This window comes from Desulfoluna sp. CYM3A (assembly GCF_056829965.1).
Genome location: NZ_CP186556.1, coordinates 2,239,112 through 2,254,982, shown reverse-complemented (window position 1 = coordinate 2,254,982; position 15,871 = coordinate 2,239,112). Strand labels below are relative to the sequence as shown.

The 15,871-nt window shown below is 59.5% G+C and carries 16 protein-coding genes and 1 pseudogene; 7 read left to right on the top strand and 10 right to left on the bottom strand.

All coding sequences use genetic code 11. From position 1 onward, the window contains the following. Window positions 1-20 precede the first annotated feature (20 nt). From ACOYW1_RS11675 to ACOYW1_RS11665, 3 genes are read right to left on the bottom strand one after another with little or no spacing between them, the layout of a single operon-like run. Entirely contained in the window at window positions 21-389 is a 369-nt protein-coding gene (locus tag ACOYW1_RS11675; protein WP_482422929.1) for a CHASE sensor domain-containing protein, read from the bottom strand. A 23-nt stretch (window positions 390-412) separates the two neighbouring features. Then, a complete protein-coding gene (locus ACOYW1_RS11670; RefSeq protein ID WP_482422928.1) occupies window positions 413-988 on the bottom strand; it encodes a YfiR family protein in 576 nt (191 codons plus the stop codon). A gap of 9 nt (window positions 989-997) precedes the next feature. Continuing rightward, window positions 998-2,902 (bottom strand): TonB-dependent receptor plug domain-containing protein, encoded by a 1,905-nt coding sequence (locus ACOYW1_RS11665; RefSeq protein WP_482422927.1) that lies wholly within the window; start codon window positions 2,900-2,902, stop codon window positions 998-1,000. A 384-nt stretch (window positions 2,903-3,286) separates the two neighbouring features. On the opposite strand from ACOYW1_RS11665, the gene ACOYW1_RS11660 reads away from it, so the two are divergent. From ACOYW1_RS11660 to ACOYW1_RS11630, 7 genes are all read left to right on the top strand, one after another. Then, entirely contained in the window at window positions 3,287-3,565 is a 279-nt protein-coding gene (locus ACOYW1_RS11660) for a hypothetical protein (RefSeq protein WP_482422926.1), read from the top strand. 153 nt (window positions 3,566-3,718) lie between these two features. After that, window positions 3,719-3,862, top strand: coding sequence for a hypothetical protein (locus tag ACOYW1_RS11655; protein WP_482422925.1), 144 nt, complete (start codon window positions 3,719-3,721; stop codon window positions 3,860-3,862). Continuing rightward, window positions 3,856-4,194, top strand: coding sequence for a hypothetical protein (locus ACOYW1_RS11650; RefSeq protein ID WP_482422924.1), 339 nt, complete (start codon window positions 3,856-3,858; stop codon window positions 4,192-4,194). Before ACOYW1_RS11655 ends, ACOYW1_RS11650 begins: the two co-directional genes overlap by 7 nt. Next, a complete protein-coding gene (locus ACOYW1_RS11645) occupies window positions 4,119-5,108 on the top strand; it encodes a sodium-dependent transporter (RefSeq protein WP_482422923.1) in 990 nt (329 codons plus the stop codon). Before ACOYW1_RS11650 ends, ACOYW1_RS11645 begins: the two co-directional genes overlap by 76 nt. Window positions 5,109-6,495: 1,387 nt before the next feature. Continuing rightward, window positions 6,496-7,809, top strand: a complete 1,314-nt coding sequence (gene brnQ / locus ACOYW1_RS11640) for a branched-chain amino acid transport system II carrier protein (RefSeq protein ID WP_482422922.1) — start codon at window positions 6,496-6,498, stop codon at window positions 7,807-7,809. Window positions 7,810-7,932: 123 nt separating this feature from the next. Next, window positions 7,933-8,208 (top strand): hypothetical protein, encoded by a 276-nt coding sequence (locus tag ACOYW1_RS11635; protein WP_482422921.1) that lies wholly within the window; start codon window positions 7,933-7,935, stop codon window positions 8,206-8,208. Next, window positions 8,209-8,790, top strand: a complete 582-nt coding sequence (locus tag ACOYW1_RS11630) for a hypothetical protein (RefSeq protein WP_482422920.1) — start codon at window positions 8,209-8,211, stop codon at window positions 8,788-8,790. A 61-nt stretch (window positions 8,791-8,851) separates the two neighbouring features. On the opposite strand, the gene ACOYW1_RS11625 is transcribed toward ACOYW1_RS11630, so the two are convergent. The 7 genes and pseudogenes from ACOYW1_RS11625 to ACOYW1_RS11595 form a co-directional block, all read right to left on the bottom strand. Continuing rightward, window positions 8,852-9,220 carry a TonB-dependent receptor domain-containing protein gene (locus ACOYW1_RS11625; protein WP_482422919.1) on the bottom strand — a complete coding sequence of 123 codons (369 nt, stop codon included), beginning with the start codon at window positions 9,218-9,220 and terminating at the stop codon, window positions 8,852-8,854. Between the two features lie 1,033 nt (window positions 9,221-10,253). Continuing rightward, window positions 10,254-10,688 (bottom strand): annotated as a pseudogene (locus ACOYW1_RS11620) (TonB-dependent receptor); the annotation flags it as partial. Between the two features lie 35 nt (window positions 10,689-10,723). Next, the gene (locus ACOYW1_RS11615; protein ID WP_482422918.1) at window positions 10,724-11,332 is read right to left on the bottom strand and encodes a class I SAM-dependent methyltransferase; all 609 of its coding nucleotides are present in this window, start codon (window positions 11,330-11,332) and stop codon (window positions 10,724-10,726) included. 96 nt (window positions 11,333-11,428) lie between these two features. Then, a complete protein-coding gene (locus tag ACOYW1_RS11610) occupies window positions 11,429-12,499 on the bottom strand; it encodes an iron ABC transporter substrate-binding protein (RefSeq protein WP_482422917.1) in 1,071 nt (356 codons plus the stop codon). Further along, entirely contained in the window at window positions 12,496-13,599 is a 1,104-nt protein-coding gene (locus ACOYW1_RS11605) for a class I SAM-dependent methyltransferase (protein ID WP_482422916.1), read from the bottom strand. Before ACOYW1_RS11605 ends, ACOYW1_RS11610 begins: the two co-directional genes overlap by 4 nt. Before the next feature lie 54 nt (window positions 13,600-13,653). Next, on the bottom strand, window positions 13,654-14,457 hold the full coding sequence (locus ACOYW1_RS11600; RefSeq protein ID WP_482422915.1) for an ABC transporter ATP-binding protein: 804 nt from the start codon (window positions 14,455-14,457) through the stop codon (window positions 13,654-13,656). After that, entirely contained in the window at window positions 14,454-15,572 is a 1,119-nt protein-coding gene (locus tag ACOYW1_RS11595; RefSeq protein WP_482422914.1) for a FecCD family ABC transporter permease, read from the bottom strand. Before ACOYW1_RS11595 ends, ACOYW1_RS11600 begins: the two co-directional genes overlap by 4 nt. Window positions 15,573-15,871: the final 299 nt, after the last annotated feature.

Here is a 15,871-nt window from a genome sequence, read left to right as displayed (position 1 = left end):
TTCTCTTTCCCCCGAGGACCTCACGGAAAAGCGCGGCCCTGTCCGGGTAGGCTTCCTTGAGCTCGGCCGTAAGCTTTGCGGTCGGCTTCCAGGGCCGTGTAGCTGCTGTAGAGCCTGCCGCGGGCATCGTAGAGGAGCGCTGCGGCGATATCGGGCTTTGCCTCCAGGGACATGAGGGTCTCCCGGGCGGACAATTCGTCGTTGAAGAGCAGGGCCGGGCCGCTGTTCACCGCGACGACACCGGCCATGGAGCTGAGCTCTCGGGCAAGGTTCTTCCTGCTGGTCCATTTCTCCTTGAACACAAGGGCCGTGGACAGAAGGATCACCGTCAGGACTGCGGGCAGGCTGAAGAGCAGGACCAGTTTGGTCCGGATGGACAGGTTTTTCATTTGTCGTACTGCGTCGCCACCGCTCATGGGCCACCCACAATGATTGCATGCCGCAGCAGCCGGGACCTGAACTTCAGCCTCACCTGCAGGGCACGTTCCACGTTGATTTCAAACCGCAGCCGGTCGTTTTTCTTGAACATGTTGATGAGCCCGCCGGACCCCAGGAAACGGGGCATGTCATCACCGATGGTCAGGGTGGATCCGTCCTTGACCGCGTCAAGGGCCGCAAGGCGTTTCTCCAGGGGCGTCTCCCGGCAGAAATAAACAATATGGGACCCTTCAAGGGTTTCGGGATCGTCGGTGAACCGTACTTTCAGCGGCCGGGACCCGATGGGTTTGCCCTCGATGCGTTGAAAGGCCTCTTCCATGCCGGTACCCCCGAACACGGCGAGCTCACAGGGCTCGTCAGCCGTCTCAAAGTGATCTTCGGGCCACTGGGTGTACCTTGCAAAATTGAGAACAAAAGCCGCTTTGACCGTGGGTTCGTCCATGGCAGCTGCAAGGGTGTCTTTCGGCCCGAAAGAAAGCTGGGCCGGAAAGATCAGGGCCGTACACGAGACGATACGCCAGGTACGGCGGATGTATTTCGCATAGGTCATCCGATAGCCTTAAAAACGGTAGGTGATTTTACCGTACACGCTGCGAGGGACCTCTGTGGGAAGACCGTAGTTTTCCATGACATACTCCGGGTGGCGTTCGTCCAAAAGGTTCTGGCCCACCACGGAGAGCTCCAGGGCCGGGGCGGGAGCCCAGCTCAGACGGACGTCCAGGGTGAGGTAATCGTCAATCTCATACGTGCCGTCCGGGGACGCGGCATAGGCCGCGCTGGAGTCGTCCACGTACCGGAGCCAGAGGTCCAGTTCCAGGTCATTTCCCATATCCACCGCCGACCGCAATGAGACCTGATGGGTGGGTTCCCGTCCCACCTGCCCCTCCTCTTCCAGGTTGCTGTTCAGGTAGGTGTAGGCCAGGTCTTCTTTTAACCAGTCCGTCACCTGCCAGGCCGTTGCCAGCTCCGCGCCGTAGGCACGGGACGAAAACTCATGCACCAGGAAAAAGGGCTGTTTGATGTAGGTTCCCTGAAACTCGGGGGCCCCCTGGCGGGTGACCCGCAGGTGGTCGTAGTCGTGGTAGTAGCCTGCAATGTCCACGGAAACGGTGGGCCTTGGCATGAACCGGTACCCCACTTCGTAGGCGATGAGCTCTTCGGACTGCTCGTCGTCCACACCGATTCCCGTAACCACAACGGGCAGGGGCGAAGGGTTCTCCGGGCTCATGGGGGGGACCACATAAAGGTTAACCACCCCGTCCCGTTCGACCCGTGACGGGGTTCGCACGGCACGGGAGACCGCGGCCCAGAGTTTGTGGTTGGGGCGGGGGGAAAAGAGGAGGCGCGCGCTGGGTTGGACCTCATAGCCCGTGGACTCGTTGTGTTCGACTTTGCTGCCCAGGGTAAGCCAGAGCCTGTTGTCGGAAAGGAGGATCTCATCCTGGAGAAAGGCGCTGAACAGGTCGTCGGTGCGGCTCTCCGGAGAGTACATCAGCACGGATGTGTCGGCCAGCTCATCGTGGATCCGCTGGTACCCGGCCCCCCAGACAATGTCATGACGCTCCCCGGCCTTGAAGTGGTGTTGAAAATCGACGTCGATGTTCTCTTTTTCTTCGTTGGTAAAGGCCTCTTCCCGCTTTGATACGTCGTAGATGAGCTGCAGGGAAAGGTCCGATGTGGAGGAGAGGACCCGTTGCCATCGGGTGAGCAGGTTGCCCCCGGACACATCGGCGGTGTCGTCCACGATCTCGGCATAGGGTGGTGCAAGGGAGGGAAGCACCACCTCCTGATTGATCTCCCCGTCGTAGAGATCCCCCTGGAAGGTGACCTTGTTTCGTTCGCCAGGGTGTCGCCGAAACCCTCCCTGGGCCATTTCCCAGTCGTCCCCTGCCCCGTCCCCTGATGCGCGCTCAAACTCATCCCGTTTGAAGCCCTTGGCATAAAAACGGCCGTGGGTGGCTTTGCCCAGGGCCGCGCCGTAACGCGCCTCGGCAAAGCCCTCTTCCGTGGTTCCCCCGCCCACAGTGGCCACGCCCCCCACTGTGTCCGAGGCCTGCTTGGTGATGATGTTGATGACCCCGTTCACCGCGTTGGCTCCCCAGAGGGTGGCCCCGGGCCCTCGGATCACCTCGATGCGGTCCACGTCTTCGAGCATCACGTCCTGCACCTCCCAGTAGACCCCGGAGAAAAACGGGGTGTAGACGGTGCGTCCGTCAATGAAAACCAGCAACTTGTCGGCAAACCGGCTGGTAGCACCGCGGCTGTTCACGGCCCACTTGTTGGAATCGATGCGGGAGACGGTGAGCCCGGGCACCATGCGCAGGGCATCGGGGATGTTGGTGACCCCGGATCGTTTCAGGTCCTGGTTGGTGATGACGAACACTGCGGCCGTGCTGTCCGAGAGGTGCTGCTCTTTTTTGCCCACCGAGGTCACGTTGATGTTCATGAGATCCTCGATACTCAAATCAACCACCTCCTGTTCGGAGGCCCGAAGCGGAGAGCTGAGAAGCAGGAGAAGAGACAAAACCATGAAATATGAGGCCGGGGACCCGGGTAGCTGCATTCATGATCGATTCCCTCGGTGCTGGGAAAAGGGTGCATGGCAGTCAGGTGATCGGCCCGGCGGGCTCGGCGTCCGCATCGCAGGGAAAAGGCATGGGGATACGGAGAAGACACTGCGTCACCGAAAGCGGACGGGGGCTTTGCTCGGAAAATGGCAAGGGGGCCGCTTACGGGTACTGGAGACATCCACGGGCTGTTGGCCTGCGAGAAGCCAGCAGGATTAATTGAAAGATCACCGCAGGTAGGGGGCGCGTGAGTTCGCGTGGCGAGGTGCGCGCATCGGGTAATGGTTAAAATGGTTAAAGATGTTTATTTACTAATAATTTCATCGATTTTTCAAAAAGTCCAGTTGAAAAAACAGTTGGCACGGCCCGGTCAGCCACCATTGAAGGCGCTTTCCATGGACTCTGCCTGCCTCACCGGTATGGGAGTCTTCCCGGGAAAACAATTCAGTCAGATGGCGACAGGGCCGCCATCGGTGGGCTATGGGTTGAAATATTTCGAAAAGCTGGAAATCAGGGCTCATATGCGTTTACTTATGCACGAAATCCGAAACTTATTTTGAGAAAAATGGAAGCCGAACCTGCTGATTTTAATGAATACATGAATCTGCAGGGTCCGCCCCGTTTCCCTTCCATGGATCAGACCAAGGAAAAACAGTGATCAAACAAGGGGTTACCAACATAGTGACAAGACCAAATCAGAGAAGGAGCGTTTCGTGAGTTTAGTCAAGCAGAGAGAGCAGCTCGGAAGCCGCATCGGCTTCCTTTTTATTTCCGCCGGATGCGCCATCGGCCTGGGGAACGTGTGGCGTTTTCCATTTATCACCGGAAAGTACAAAGAGGGGCCGCCTTTGTGTTGATCTACCTCCTCTTCCTCTTCATTCTGGGCCTGCCCATCATGGTCATGGAATTTTCCATCGGACGCGGTGGCCAGAAGAACATTGCCGGGGCTTTGAAAGCCCTGCAGCCTAAAGGGAGCCGCTGGCACCTCTACGGCTATTTCGCCATCCTCGGCAACCTGATCCTTATGATGTTCTACACCACCGTTGCCGGGTGGATGCTGGCCTATTTCTACCACACACTCACCGGTAACCTGGCGGGTCTCTCCCGGATGCGGTGGGCGGTTTCTTCGACGGGCTCCTGGCAAGTCCCGGCACCCTGGTGTTCTGGATGGGCCTCACCGTGGTTTTAGGCTTTTTTACCTGCTCTCTGGGGCTGCAAAAAGGGGTGGAGAACATCACCAAGTGGATGATGTCCTCCCTGTTCGTGATCCTTATCGCCCTGGTGGTCAAGTCCGTCACCCTGCCCGGCGCGTCCGCGGGGCTCTCCTTTTATTTAATGCCCGATTTCGGCCGCCTCATGGAGACCGGGGTCTGGGAGACCGTTTACGCGGCCATGGGCCAGGCCTTCTTTACCCTGAGCCTCGGCATCGGCAGCATGGCCATCTTCGGCAGCTACATCGGTAAGGACCGCTCCCTTACCGGTGAATCCCTCAACATCATCGGCCTGGACACCTTTGTGGCCATCCTCTCCGGCCTGATCATCTTCCCGGCCTGCTTTGCCTTCGGCAAGGATCCCGGCGCCGGGCCCGGCCTGATCTTCGTCACCCTGCCCAACATCTTCAACACCATGGAGGGCGGCCGCATCTGGGGCACCCTCTTCTTCCTCTTCCTGAGTTTTGCCGCCATGTCCACGGTCATCGCCGTGTTTGAAAACATCATGGCCTTTACCATGGAGGAGTGGGGCTGGACCAGAAAGCGCGCCTCCCTGAACAACGGGTCTGTCCCCTTCCTCTTCCTTCTCTCCCTGCCCTGCGCCCTGGGCTTCAACGTCCTGAGCGGCATCAACCCCCTGGGCGAAGGCACCGTGATCCTCGACCTGGAGGACTTTATCGTGGGCAACAACCTGCTGCCCATCGGCTCCCTGATCTTTGCCTTTTTCTGCAGCTATAAAATAGGGTGGGGCTGGGACTCCTTCGTCAAAGAGGCCAACGAAGGCCACGGGCTCCGTTACCCGGAGAAAACCAAATTCTACGTGAAATACATCCTGCCCCTGATCATCCTGGTGGTCTTCATCGGCGGGTACATTGAAAAGTTCGGCGGCTGATACCGAACCTGAGATTGCGTTACGTAAAAAAAGCCCCCGGCTGTGCCGGGGGCTTTTTTGTTTGCCGGGCAAAGCGGCTAAAGAGCTGTGCTGTGGGATTTTGGGGCAACGATGGGCACGCTTCGCTTTGCCCATCCTACGACCAAACACACCGACCCGCGTCGATGAGCGAGGCCATGTAGGGTGGGCAAAGGCAAGCCGAACCCATTGGGGTGGCGACGCCCTTGGCGCCGTGCCCATCGAGCACCACAAGCCCACCCGGTTGAATGGGGTTGCCGGGCAACGATGGGCACGCTTCGCTTTGCCCATCCTACGGTTAAACACACCGAGCCACGCCGATAATCCGCGACCACGTAGGATGGGCAAAGGCAAGCCGAACCCATTGGGGTGGCGACGCCCTTGGCGCCGTGCCCATCGAGCGCCACAAGCCCACCCGGTTGAATAGGCTTGTGGGGCAACGATGGGCACGCTCCGCTTTGCCCATCCTACGGTCAAACACACCAAGCCACGCCGATAATCCGCGACCACGTAGGATGGGCAAAGGCAAGCCGAACCCATTGAGGTGGCGACGCCCTCGGCGCCGTGCCCATCGAACGCCACGAGCCCACCCGGTTGAATGGGGTTGTTGGGCAACGATGGGCACGCTCCGCTTTGCCCATCCTACAGTCAAACACACCGAGCCGCGCCGATAAACCGCGACCATGTAGGATGGGCAAAGGCAAGCCGAACCCATTGAGGTGGCGACGCCCTTGGCGCCGTGCCCATCGAACGCCACGAGCCTATCCGGTTGAATGGGGTTGCCGGGCAACGATGGGCACGCTCCGCTTTGCCCATCCTACGGTTAAACACACCGAGCCACGCCGATAATCCGCGACCACGTAGGATGGGCAAAGGCAAGCCGAACCCATTGGGGTGGCGACGCCCTCGGCGCCTGCGGCCCCATCGAACGCCACGAGCACATCCGGTTGAATGGGGTTACCGGAGACCATGGGCACGCTTCGCTTTGCCCATCCTACGATTAAACACATCAAACCGCGCCATGGTCCGCCACCATGAATGTGGTCCCTTTTCCGCCTCTCCCTTTCATTTCTTAAAGAAGAAGGGCTCTCACAAGGGCTTTCCCGTCTTTTTTTTGATGGGCGGGTAAAAAATCGAAAACATGAACGGCGCCCGGTTTACGAATAAAAAGAAAGCTCGCCAAAAACTTTCTTTTTATCTGGTGGGTTACGACACTATCTTAATTAGACATTGTATTTATTGTGGATAATGCCTATCGGGTCCATCCCTGTCATCCCGCAAAAGATTGTGTTACCCTCCGATTTCTGTGTCAACGTGGAGTTGAAAAGCAACTCCCAAACAAGTGCTCGAATCGGTGGAGGTAACACCTGTGAATAAAGAGATGAAGGATATCGTTGTTGCGGGAGCAGCTCTGTTTGCCATGTTTTTTGGAGCGGGAAACCTGATCTTTCCCCCTGCCCTGGGATTTATGTCCGGAACCTCATGGTTTTTCTGTATGCTGGGCTTTTTTATCACCGGCGTGGGCCTGCCCATCCTCGGTGTGGCGGCCCTGGCCAAATCCGGCGGGTCCCTGGACCGGTTTGCCGGTCGGGTGAGCCCGATGTTCGCCAAGGTGATGGGCACGGCCATTGTCCTGGCCATCGGCCCGTTCCTTGCCATTCCCAGGACCGGTGCCACGGTCTATGAGATCGGCATCAAGCCCCTCTTCCCGGGTGTCTCCCCTTTAACGGCCTCCGTGGCCTTTTTTGCCGTCACCCTCTTTTTTGCCCTCAAGCCCTCCAGCATCGTGGACAAGATCGGGAAATACCTTACCCCCTTGCTGCTGCTCATTATCGGCCTGATCATTGCCAAGGGCATTGCAAGCCCCATAGGCCAGCCCGTGGACAAGGGGTTGATCCAGCCTTTGGGCCGCGGCTTCATTGAAGGCTACCAGACCATGGACGCCCTGGCCTCCATTCTCTTTGCAGGGCTGGTGCTTTCGGCCATCGCGGCAAAGGGGTACAAAACCGCCGAAGAGCAGATCTCCCTGACCTGCAAGGCAGGCCTCATCGCAGGGACGGGCCTGATGCTTGTCTACGGTGGGCTCCTCTTTCTGGGGGCCACGGCAAGCGGCATGTTCGAGGACGGGATCTCCAAGTCCGATCTCATCGTGACCATCACCAACACCGTGCTGGGCAGCGCCGGGCGCATGGCCATGTGCCTGGCCGTGTCCGCCGCCTGCCTGACCACCGCCATCGGCCTCACCGCCGTGGTGGGCTCCTGGTTTGAAAAACTCTCCCACGGAAAGCTCAAGTATCAGCCCGTGGTCATCGCCACGGCTGTCTTCAGCACCCTCATCGCCGTGTCCGGCGTGGAGAAGATCGTCACCTTTTCGGTTCCCCTTCTCATCATCGCCTACCCCATCGTCATCGTCCTCATTGCCCTGGCTCTCTGGGGAAGCAAACTGAGTTCCGCCGTGTACAAAGGCGCGGTCACCGGCTGCCTTATTGTCAGCGTTTTCGATGCGCTGTCTTTCCTGAAAGTGGGCACCGGGGCCGCAGGCAAGCTCATCGCCAAGCTCCCCTTTGCCGATGCCGGGTTTTCCTGGGTGCTGCCCGCCATCTTCTGTGCGGTGGTGATGGAGTTGATCCGTACCACCATGCATCACAAGCCCCTGAGCCAGAGCACCATGCCCAAGAGCTGATCCCTTTCCCCTTGAAGCCCGCCTTCCTTTCTGTGACAGGAGGAAGGCGGGTTGTCCCCTCCCCTCTCATTTATTTACCGCCCCGTCTTACGCAACGCCCGTCAATGGTGTATAAGGAAACCATTGACGATTCATGGATACATGATGAACGAAAAGGGCGATACCAGCGTGGCGGAATTCAAGACACATCTTACGGTTTCCAGTTTCTGCAGCAGTGCGGCAGCTACCTTTCTGCTTGCCGCCTCCCTTGCCACCCCCGATGAAGTGTTGCTCTTTTTCGTCATGGGCGTTGTGGGCGGCCTTTTGCCCGACATCGACTCGGACAGCTCCCTTCCCGTGCGGCTCCTCTTTACCTTCATCGCCACAGTGATTTCGTTTCTCATCATGTTCAACCAGTAGGTGCAATTTCGCTGCGCGGAGCTGTTTACCATCTGGCTGGTGAGTTTTTTCGTGGTCAATTTTCTCTTTTTCTCCATGTTCACTCGTATCACCGTGCATCGGGGGATCATCCACTCGGTGCCGGCCAGCTTTGTCTTCTGGTTTTCATCCACACTCATCCTCTACCACTTCTTCAGCTTTTCCAGGCAAACCGTCTGGATGGCAGGCTTTTTCGTCTTTGCAGGCTTTCTCATCCACCTCCTTTTAGACGAACTGGTGAGTCTCGATCTTTTCGGCAACGGCCCGAAGCGCTCCTCGGGGACCGCCTTTAAGTTTGCCAACCCCAGGGACCTGAAATCCACGGTGGCGGTCTACGGCCTGGCCGCTCTCCTCTTTGCAGCCACCCCGGACTACACCCCTTTTGTGCGTACCTATTTTTCTCCGGACAGTTTTGCATCCCTGCGGGTGTTTCCGGACAAGGGGTGGTTTACGCATCTCTACCGAACCTACCTCAGTCGCTGGCAGACCAAACCAAAAGGGGCCCCCGGCACGTCTGCCGGGGGCCCCTCCCTTCATCAAACACACACCATCTCTACAAGGTGAAGCGGATACCGCCCATGAGGTTGAGCCCGGGCATGGGATAGCCAGGCAGGTATTCGTAGGATTAGGATCGGTCAATTTTGCCAGCCACAAAGAGCTCGCCTTCCATGCCGGGCAGGTGGAAGGCGTAGCTCAGCTGGCCGTTGACGAGGGTATACGAATCCACCGGAGAATTATTGCTTGCACCGGCCTTGCGGGCCTGGGAGCTGACGGTCATGCTCGACAGGTAGGAGGCGTCAAAACTCAGGGTAAAGGCTTTAAAGAAACGCCAGTTGAGCCCGCCGGTGACCGTGGTCTCCGGAGCGTAGGGCATGTCCCCGGGGTCGGTGTCCAGAAAGGTCGCCCCGGCAAACAGGGAGAGGTTCCGGGTGGGGTTGACGCTTACGGTGATCTCCGAGCCTTTGATGGTGAATTCTTCGATGTTGTCGTACACGGGGGGAGGCGGCGGCGTGATCGTACCGGTCTGTGCCGTCGTCGTAGAAGAAGGTGACGTCCACAACGGCGCGGTCCCCGAACTTCCGGGTGATTCCCGCCTCGAAATGGTCCACCTTTTCAGCGTTCAAGTTTTTCCAGGAATCCCTGAGCATGGGGATGACCTTCTCGGAGAAGACCACCACCTCAAGGCCCGGGTAGACCACGCCCCGGGCATAACTCAGGTGCACCTCGGTCTCTTTGTAACCGGCAACCAGCCCTGCGTGGGGTGCGAGTTCGTCATCGAAGTCGGTGTTGTCGTAATAGCGCATCCCCGCCGACGGCACGGCGTAGAACCCTTCTTGGGAACCGAACTGTCTGCTCACGGCCGTGTACGGAGAAAAAAGGGTCACGTCGTGGCCGTCCCATCGGTCGGTTGAGCCGTCGCTGAAGGTCTTGTCGTACTCTCCCTCGCTGTAATCCCAGTCAAACCCCACAAGCCACTCCAGGCCATAGTCCAGGTAGAATGTTTCCCGGGCCTTGACCCCGTAAAACAGGGAATCGTTGAAGAGGTTCTCCCTGACCCCCGGAGTGGGCGCGGGGTAGTCCAGCCAGTCCCCTTCCCCGCCGTTCCAGTACACCTTGACGCTGCCGTCGGCATGTTCGTAGCTGTTGGAGAGGGTGGCCTCGGCCAGCCAGGTCCGCGTCTCAAAGCTGCCTTCGCGCAGGGCGGGGTCTGCCCCCTCTTCGCCCGGGTCCTTGGCCTCATTATCATTCCAGAGGGTCACCATGTTGAGGTCCCAGTTGGGGCTTAAGGCAAAACCCAGGCTGGCGTGGACGTTTTTCAGCTCACCGTCGGCTTCGTCCCTGTGGCCGTCGGAGCTTCGGTACCCGCAGCCGATGTAATAATCAACCTTGTCTTTTTTTCCGCCGTGCTCCACGGTCCCCACCAGGGTGGACCAGCGGCCTGTTGCCACCTGGCCCTTGGTGACAAAGCCTTCGGTCTCCATGCGTTTGGGCACCACATTGATCACCCCGAAGGCGTTTCCGAAGTGCTGGGGCTGAGGGCTTTTGTACACCTCAATGGCATGGGCGGCGTCCACGGGGATGGTGTCCAGGAGGGGGTGGTTCCAGACGCTTAAGTACATGGGAATGCCGTCAAACAGTGTTTTGATCTCTGCCCCGGGCCTGCTGGAGCCCATGCCCCGGATAAAGACCCCGCCCCCTTCGGCCCCGCCGAAAGAGCCGATGGGGTTGTACCGGGAGATGTTGACCCCGGGGGTTCGCCTGAGGGCTGTCTCCAGGTCCTGGGCATTGAGGTCTTCCACCTGCTCATCGGTAACCCGGGTTTTCCTGGCCCCATAGGCGTCGGTGATGTTTGCTTCGATGACAGGGGACGCGGTGACCGTCACATCGTCCAGAAGAAGTGCCGGTTCTTCGCCTGCTGTGGCGCTGCCCGGGAGTGCTGCGGTGATGAGCAGCAGGATCATGATAAGGCCAGATTTTACGTATCTGTCAGAAGGGGTCATGCCTTTCTTGCACACAGGAAATACCCCCTTGCATCATCGCTCAATTCAATAATTCGCAGCCCTGCTTCGGTGCACATGCCCTCCATTGCCCCATGCTCGGGGATCATGTCCTGTTCCACGGCTGTTCCTGCCTTGCGGTGCACGTCGTTGATGACGGACAGCGGTTTAAAGTGGCAGATGATGAGAAGGCCTTCGGGCTTCAGGCTGTGGGTCAGAAGGGCAAGGGCCCCTTCCTGGTCTTCGAGGTGGGGAAAGACCTGATGGCAGAGGGCCAGGTCCACCCCTTCCCCGGGAAGGGGACAGGCTTCGAGACGTCCCTGCCGCAGCTCCACATGGGCCTGATCTGCGAGCCTTTCTTTAGCTGCTGCCACCATGCCACGGCTGATATCCATGGCAATGACCCGGCCCGACGGACCTACCCTGCGAGCCAGGATCTCGGTGAGGCGGCCGGTGCCGCAACCCGGCTCCAGCACGGTTTTTCCCTCCAGGGGACCGGCAGACGCAAACACCCGGTCCAGTTTATCCAGCTCCTCCGGGCCGTACGCTTCGGTTGCCCAGGGGGCGCCTGTTTGTGAATCAAAAAAGACCGCCTTGCGTGCATACATTTGGGTTGTATCCTTTCTTTTAAAACGCCTCGGGCCATGTCTTTAAGGTGTTTGGTCACCTTTCCAACAGGTTGGTCTCGGCAGGGCCGAAGGCTTTTATTTCATGGTCAGCTTGCCCCCCAAGGGGCCGTAGGCTGTTTTCATCTGCCCATACACCGGTTTTCCCACGAGAAAGGTGTAGATCTCGTCGGCCATGGCTGCGGGGTCGATATCGGCAAACCGGTTCGGGTAGAGGATCTTGCCGATGGTGTAGGCGTCTCCCATGGCCGTGCCGATGTTGGTCATGTACCAGTTGTAGGAGTGAAGGGTATGGACCCGTCCTTCCCGGAAAGCGGTGAGACCCTGGTAAAAAACGGGTTTGGCCTGCATGTCCCGGGCCACGTTGCCCCGCCCGCCGCCGTCGATGAAAATGATGTCCGGGTCCATGGCAAGGAGGGCTTCCCTGCCCACAAACAGATGACCGGTGGTGCTTTGCCCAGCCACCACGTTTCTGGCCTTTACCCAGTCAAAGGGGGCGTAGGCGGTCTCCGTGCTTCCGATGCCCTGGGTGCCTTTAAACCCGATGCCCCCCACAAACACCCCGGGTTGTTCCTCTGCGCTCTCCCCTTCCACCCGTTGGGCAAGGTCCTTTTCCGTCTCTCGGATAAAACCCACCACCTCTTCCGCCCGGTCCTCTTTGCCCAGGATTTTTCCGGCAAGGCGCAGGGAGCGGTACATGGTCTCGTCAAACCGGCCGAAGGGGCCGTAGGAGAGAACCACCACGGGAATCCCCAGCTTGGCCTGGAGCTTGTCGGCTTTGCGCCGTTCAAGGTAAGTGATGAAGATGAGGTCCGGGGCTGCGGCGAGCAGGGCCTCCAGATCCGGCTCACCGTTGATGGACCCGGGGCCTCCCGGGCCCACGGACGGCAGTCGGGACAGCTCGCTGTTGGCGACCCAGTAGGGGCGCGTGGTGGGGAACCGTTTTTCAATGGCTTCCACCCCCACCACCTTGGTCTTGGCCTCCAGGTAGATGATGAGCCTCAGGGTGCCCGGGGCCAGGCAGACGATGCGCTGCGGGATGGCTTCAACGGTGACGGTGCGTCCGGCCATGTCCTGCACCGTCACGGCACAGGCCGGTGAGAGCCAGCCAAAAAAGAGCAGGCATAGGATGATCAAGGTGCGTTTCATAAGGTGGCCTGCCTTTTCTTGACGGCAACAATCATCCGGGAGTCCAGCCTGTCCCCGAATTTGGCCAGGGGGTGGCCGGAGAAGGCGTCGGCTTCCAGGATCTCCTTGATGGTGAAGTGGCGTTCCAGAAGGTCCCTGTACGCCTCCCAGGAGAGGTCGCCGGAGAACCGGTAGATGTTGTCCTCCTTGCCCACACCCTTGAAGGCCGAAAGGCTCCACTCCAGGTCGAGCAGCCGGTCTTTGGAGCCCTCCCCTTTTCCGTAATAGACGTGCTTTGTTACAAAGAGCCCTCCGGGTTTTAGGGCGTCGTGGATCCGTTTTAAAAGGGCCGGGTTTTTGCCCCCCGGATTGTAGGAGAGAAAAATCACGTCGTGGTCGCTTCCCAGGTCGTCGGTAAAGAGGTTTCCGGACACAAACCGGACCCGGTCCGCGCCGTGGGCCGCCATGACCTCTTCGGCCTTGCGGGCAATGTCCGGGAAATCAAAGACCGTGGCTCGGAGTTCGGGGTTGATACGGCTCAGCGCAATGGCATAGAGCCCGTGGCCGCCCCCCAAGTCCAGCAGGCTCCGGGCCTGTTGAAAGGCGGGGATGGCTGCCACGGCGTCAACGGTCTTTTGGAGCTCTCCGCAGAGGATCTCAGCTGCCAGGGAATCCACCATGCCATTTTCGAAAAAATCCTCTTCCATGACATCCAGAGGGCCTTCGCGGAGCACTCTGTCCAGGCGGTCCCACAGGGCAAACCCGTTCTGGATATCCCGCATGACCGCTCCTTGAAACAGAGGAGACGAGGAGACGAGGTAGAGGGCGCTCAAGGGGGTGTTCCGGTAGTGTCCCTCTTTCCGGCAAAGGAGCCCCAGCTCACAGAGGAGCTCCACAAGGTGCTCCGCCGCTGGGAGCTTCAGGTTGCAGGCCGTGCAGAGCCCGGTGAGGGTGAGGGGCTCTTCCAGGGCATCGAAGAGCCCCAGGCGAACAGCGGCATTCATGGCACAAAACTCTTTGTAGTGGCGCGAGGCCTTGTAGAACAGGCTGTGAAGCGCATCGGCTCCCGGTGCGTCACCTTCCCCTTTCATGTGGGTGGTCGATTCGTCTGTTGCAAACACTGAAGGTCCCTTTCATTTATCGTTGGGTGGTAAGCAAGAATGTCGCTGGGATTTTTATCCGGCTTTGGCCAGGGACGGCCCCATGGTTTCTGCCTGCCGTCGGCTGTCCAGGGGCACGGCCACGGTGTGGCCCCGGATGCGTTCCAGGGCCACAGGAACGCCGTAGACCTCCCGGATCATCTCCGGGGTCACCTCGTCCCTGGGGCAGAAACCATGCATGGCGCCGTTTTTCAGCAACAGGAAATAGTCGGCATGGCGAAAGGCCAGGTTCAGGTCGTGCATGGAGACCACCACCGTAAGGTTCTGCCGGGTGGCGATATCGGAGATGCGTTCCATGACGTCCATCTGGTTTTTCAAATCCAGGCTGCTGGTGGGCTCGTCCATGAGGAGGAGCTCAGGCTCCTGGGCCAGGGCCCGGGCGATGGTGACTTTCTGAAGTTCCCCGCCGCTCAGGCTGCCCGCGGGCCGAAGGGCCAGGTGGTCCAGGTGCATGGTGGTGAGGATGCTCTCCACCATGGCCAGGTCCCGGCGGGACGGTGCCCAGGTGATATAGGGCTTGCGCCCCAAAAGCACGGTGTCAAAGACGGAGAGAAGCTGGGCACCGGAGCTCTGGGGCACATAGGCCACGTGCCGGGAGAGTTGTCGCCTTGGTATGCGGAGGAGGTCCAGATCGTTTAAACGCACCTCCCCGCTCAAGGGGGGCAGGATCCGTATGAGGCTTTTCAACAGGGTGGATTTCCCGGCGCCGTTGACGCCCAGAACGCCGCAGACACACCCCGGGGGAAGCTGGAATCCCACACCCCTCAGGACCATGGCGTTGCCATACCCGACGTGGAGATTATCGACGGAAAAAGTCATCTGTGTATCCCCCTTATAAGAAGGAAAAGAAAAAGCGGGGCCCCCATAAAAGAGGTCAGCACCCCCACGGGCAGGGCCCCGGAACCAACGAGCAGGCGGCCTGCGGTGTCTGCCCCGAGGAGCAGCAGGGCCCCGATGAGGCAGGAGAAGGGAAGAAGCAGCCTGTGATCGCCTCCCACAAGCCGTCGGCCGATGTGGGGGGCCAGAAGCCCCAGAAAGGCGATGACGCCGTGGAACGCCGTGACCAGGGCGGCCACCAGGGTGGCAAGGATCATCCCTGACAGGCGGAGTCCGGTGACGTTGACCCCCAGGGCCTGGGCTTCGTCTTCCCCAGCTGCCAGGGCGTTTAAGTTCCACCGGTTCATCAGGAAATAGACAAGCACGGCAAGGGTCACGGCCCCTAAGATGCCGAGTTCCTGCCAGCCGGAACGGGCCACGTCCCCAAAGGTCCAGAAGACAACGGCGGCCAGCTCCACCTCAGAGGCAAAGTACTGGATCAGAATCGTGCCCGAGGTAAACAGGGCGGAAAGGGCAATGCCTGCAAGGATGACGGACTCCGGGGACATGCCCCGGAGCCGGGCCAGCACCAGAATCACCACCGTGGCGGTCATGGCACCGGTGAAGGCGCAGAGGGTTACGGCGCACACGCCGGGGATGGACCAGGCCTGGGGCCCTGAGGCTGCCAGGGCGCCCTGGTCCAGGCCACCGGCTCCCAGTGCCACGATGGCAAAGGCCGCGCCGCAGGCCGCTCCCTGATTGATGCCAAGTGTGAAGGGTGAGGCCAAAGGATTCTTGAGAAGGCTTTGGGTGACCACACCCGAGAGTCCCAGGCCGCATCCGGCCACCACGGCCGCCGTGATCCTCGGCAGGCGGATACTCCACACCACGATGCGGCCCGTTCCCGTCTCAAGGCCCATGAGGCTTCGGATCACTTCGGAAAGCGACAGCTGATATGAGCCCACGCTGACCGCCCAGATTCCAAGGACCACGAGGAGGATGCACAACCCTGCGAAAAGAAGGAAGCGCCGTGCCAGGGTTGTTCCGTAAAGCCGGGCCACAGCACCCTGCCCTTCGCCTGTGCCGACCTGGGCTCCACTTGTTACCATGTATTCCATGCATGCCCTCCGACAGGGGGAGCTGACCCGGATATGTCATGAGAAAGTAACCAGGCTAAAAACGATCATCTGTTTTTACGCCTGGTTGTCGAGGTGCGAATGGATATTTCAAAAATGCAAAATATCATTCGCCTTTTGTGCCTCGATTTTCTCACCCATCGGCCGAGTCCCCTTTCCTGCCCGGAAAATAAAAAAGGCCACGAAGGCTCAACCACCTCTTTTTTGAGATGGCGTGAGCCTTCGTGGCCTTTGGGTTGCGTATTGCGGCACCGGAAGCGCCGGGCTTAGTGCCCGAACGC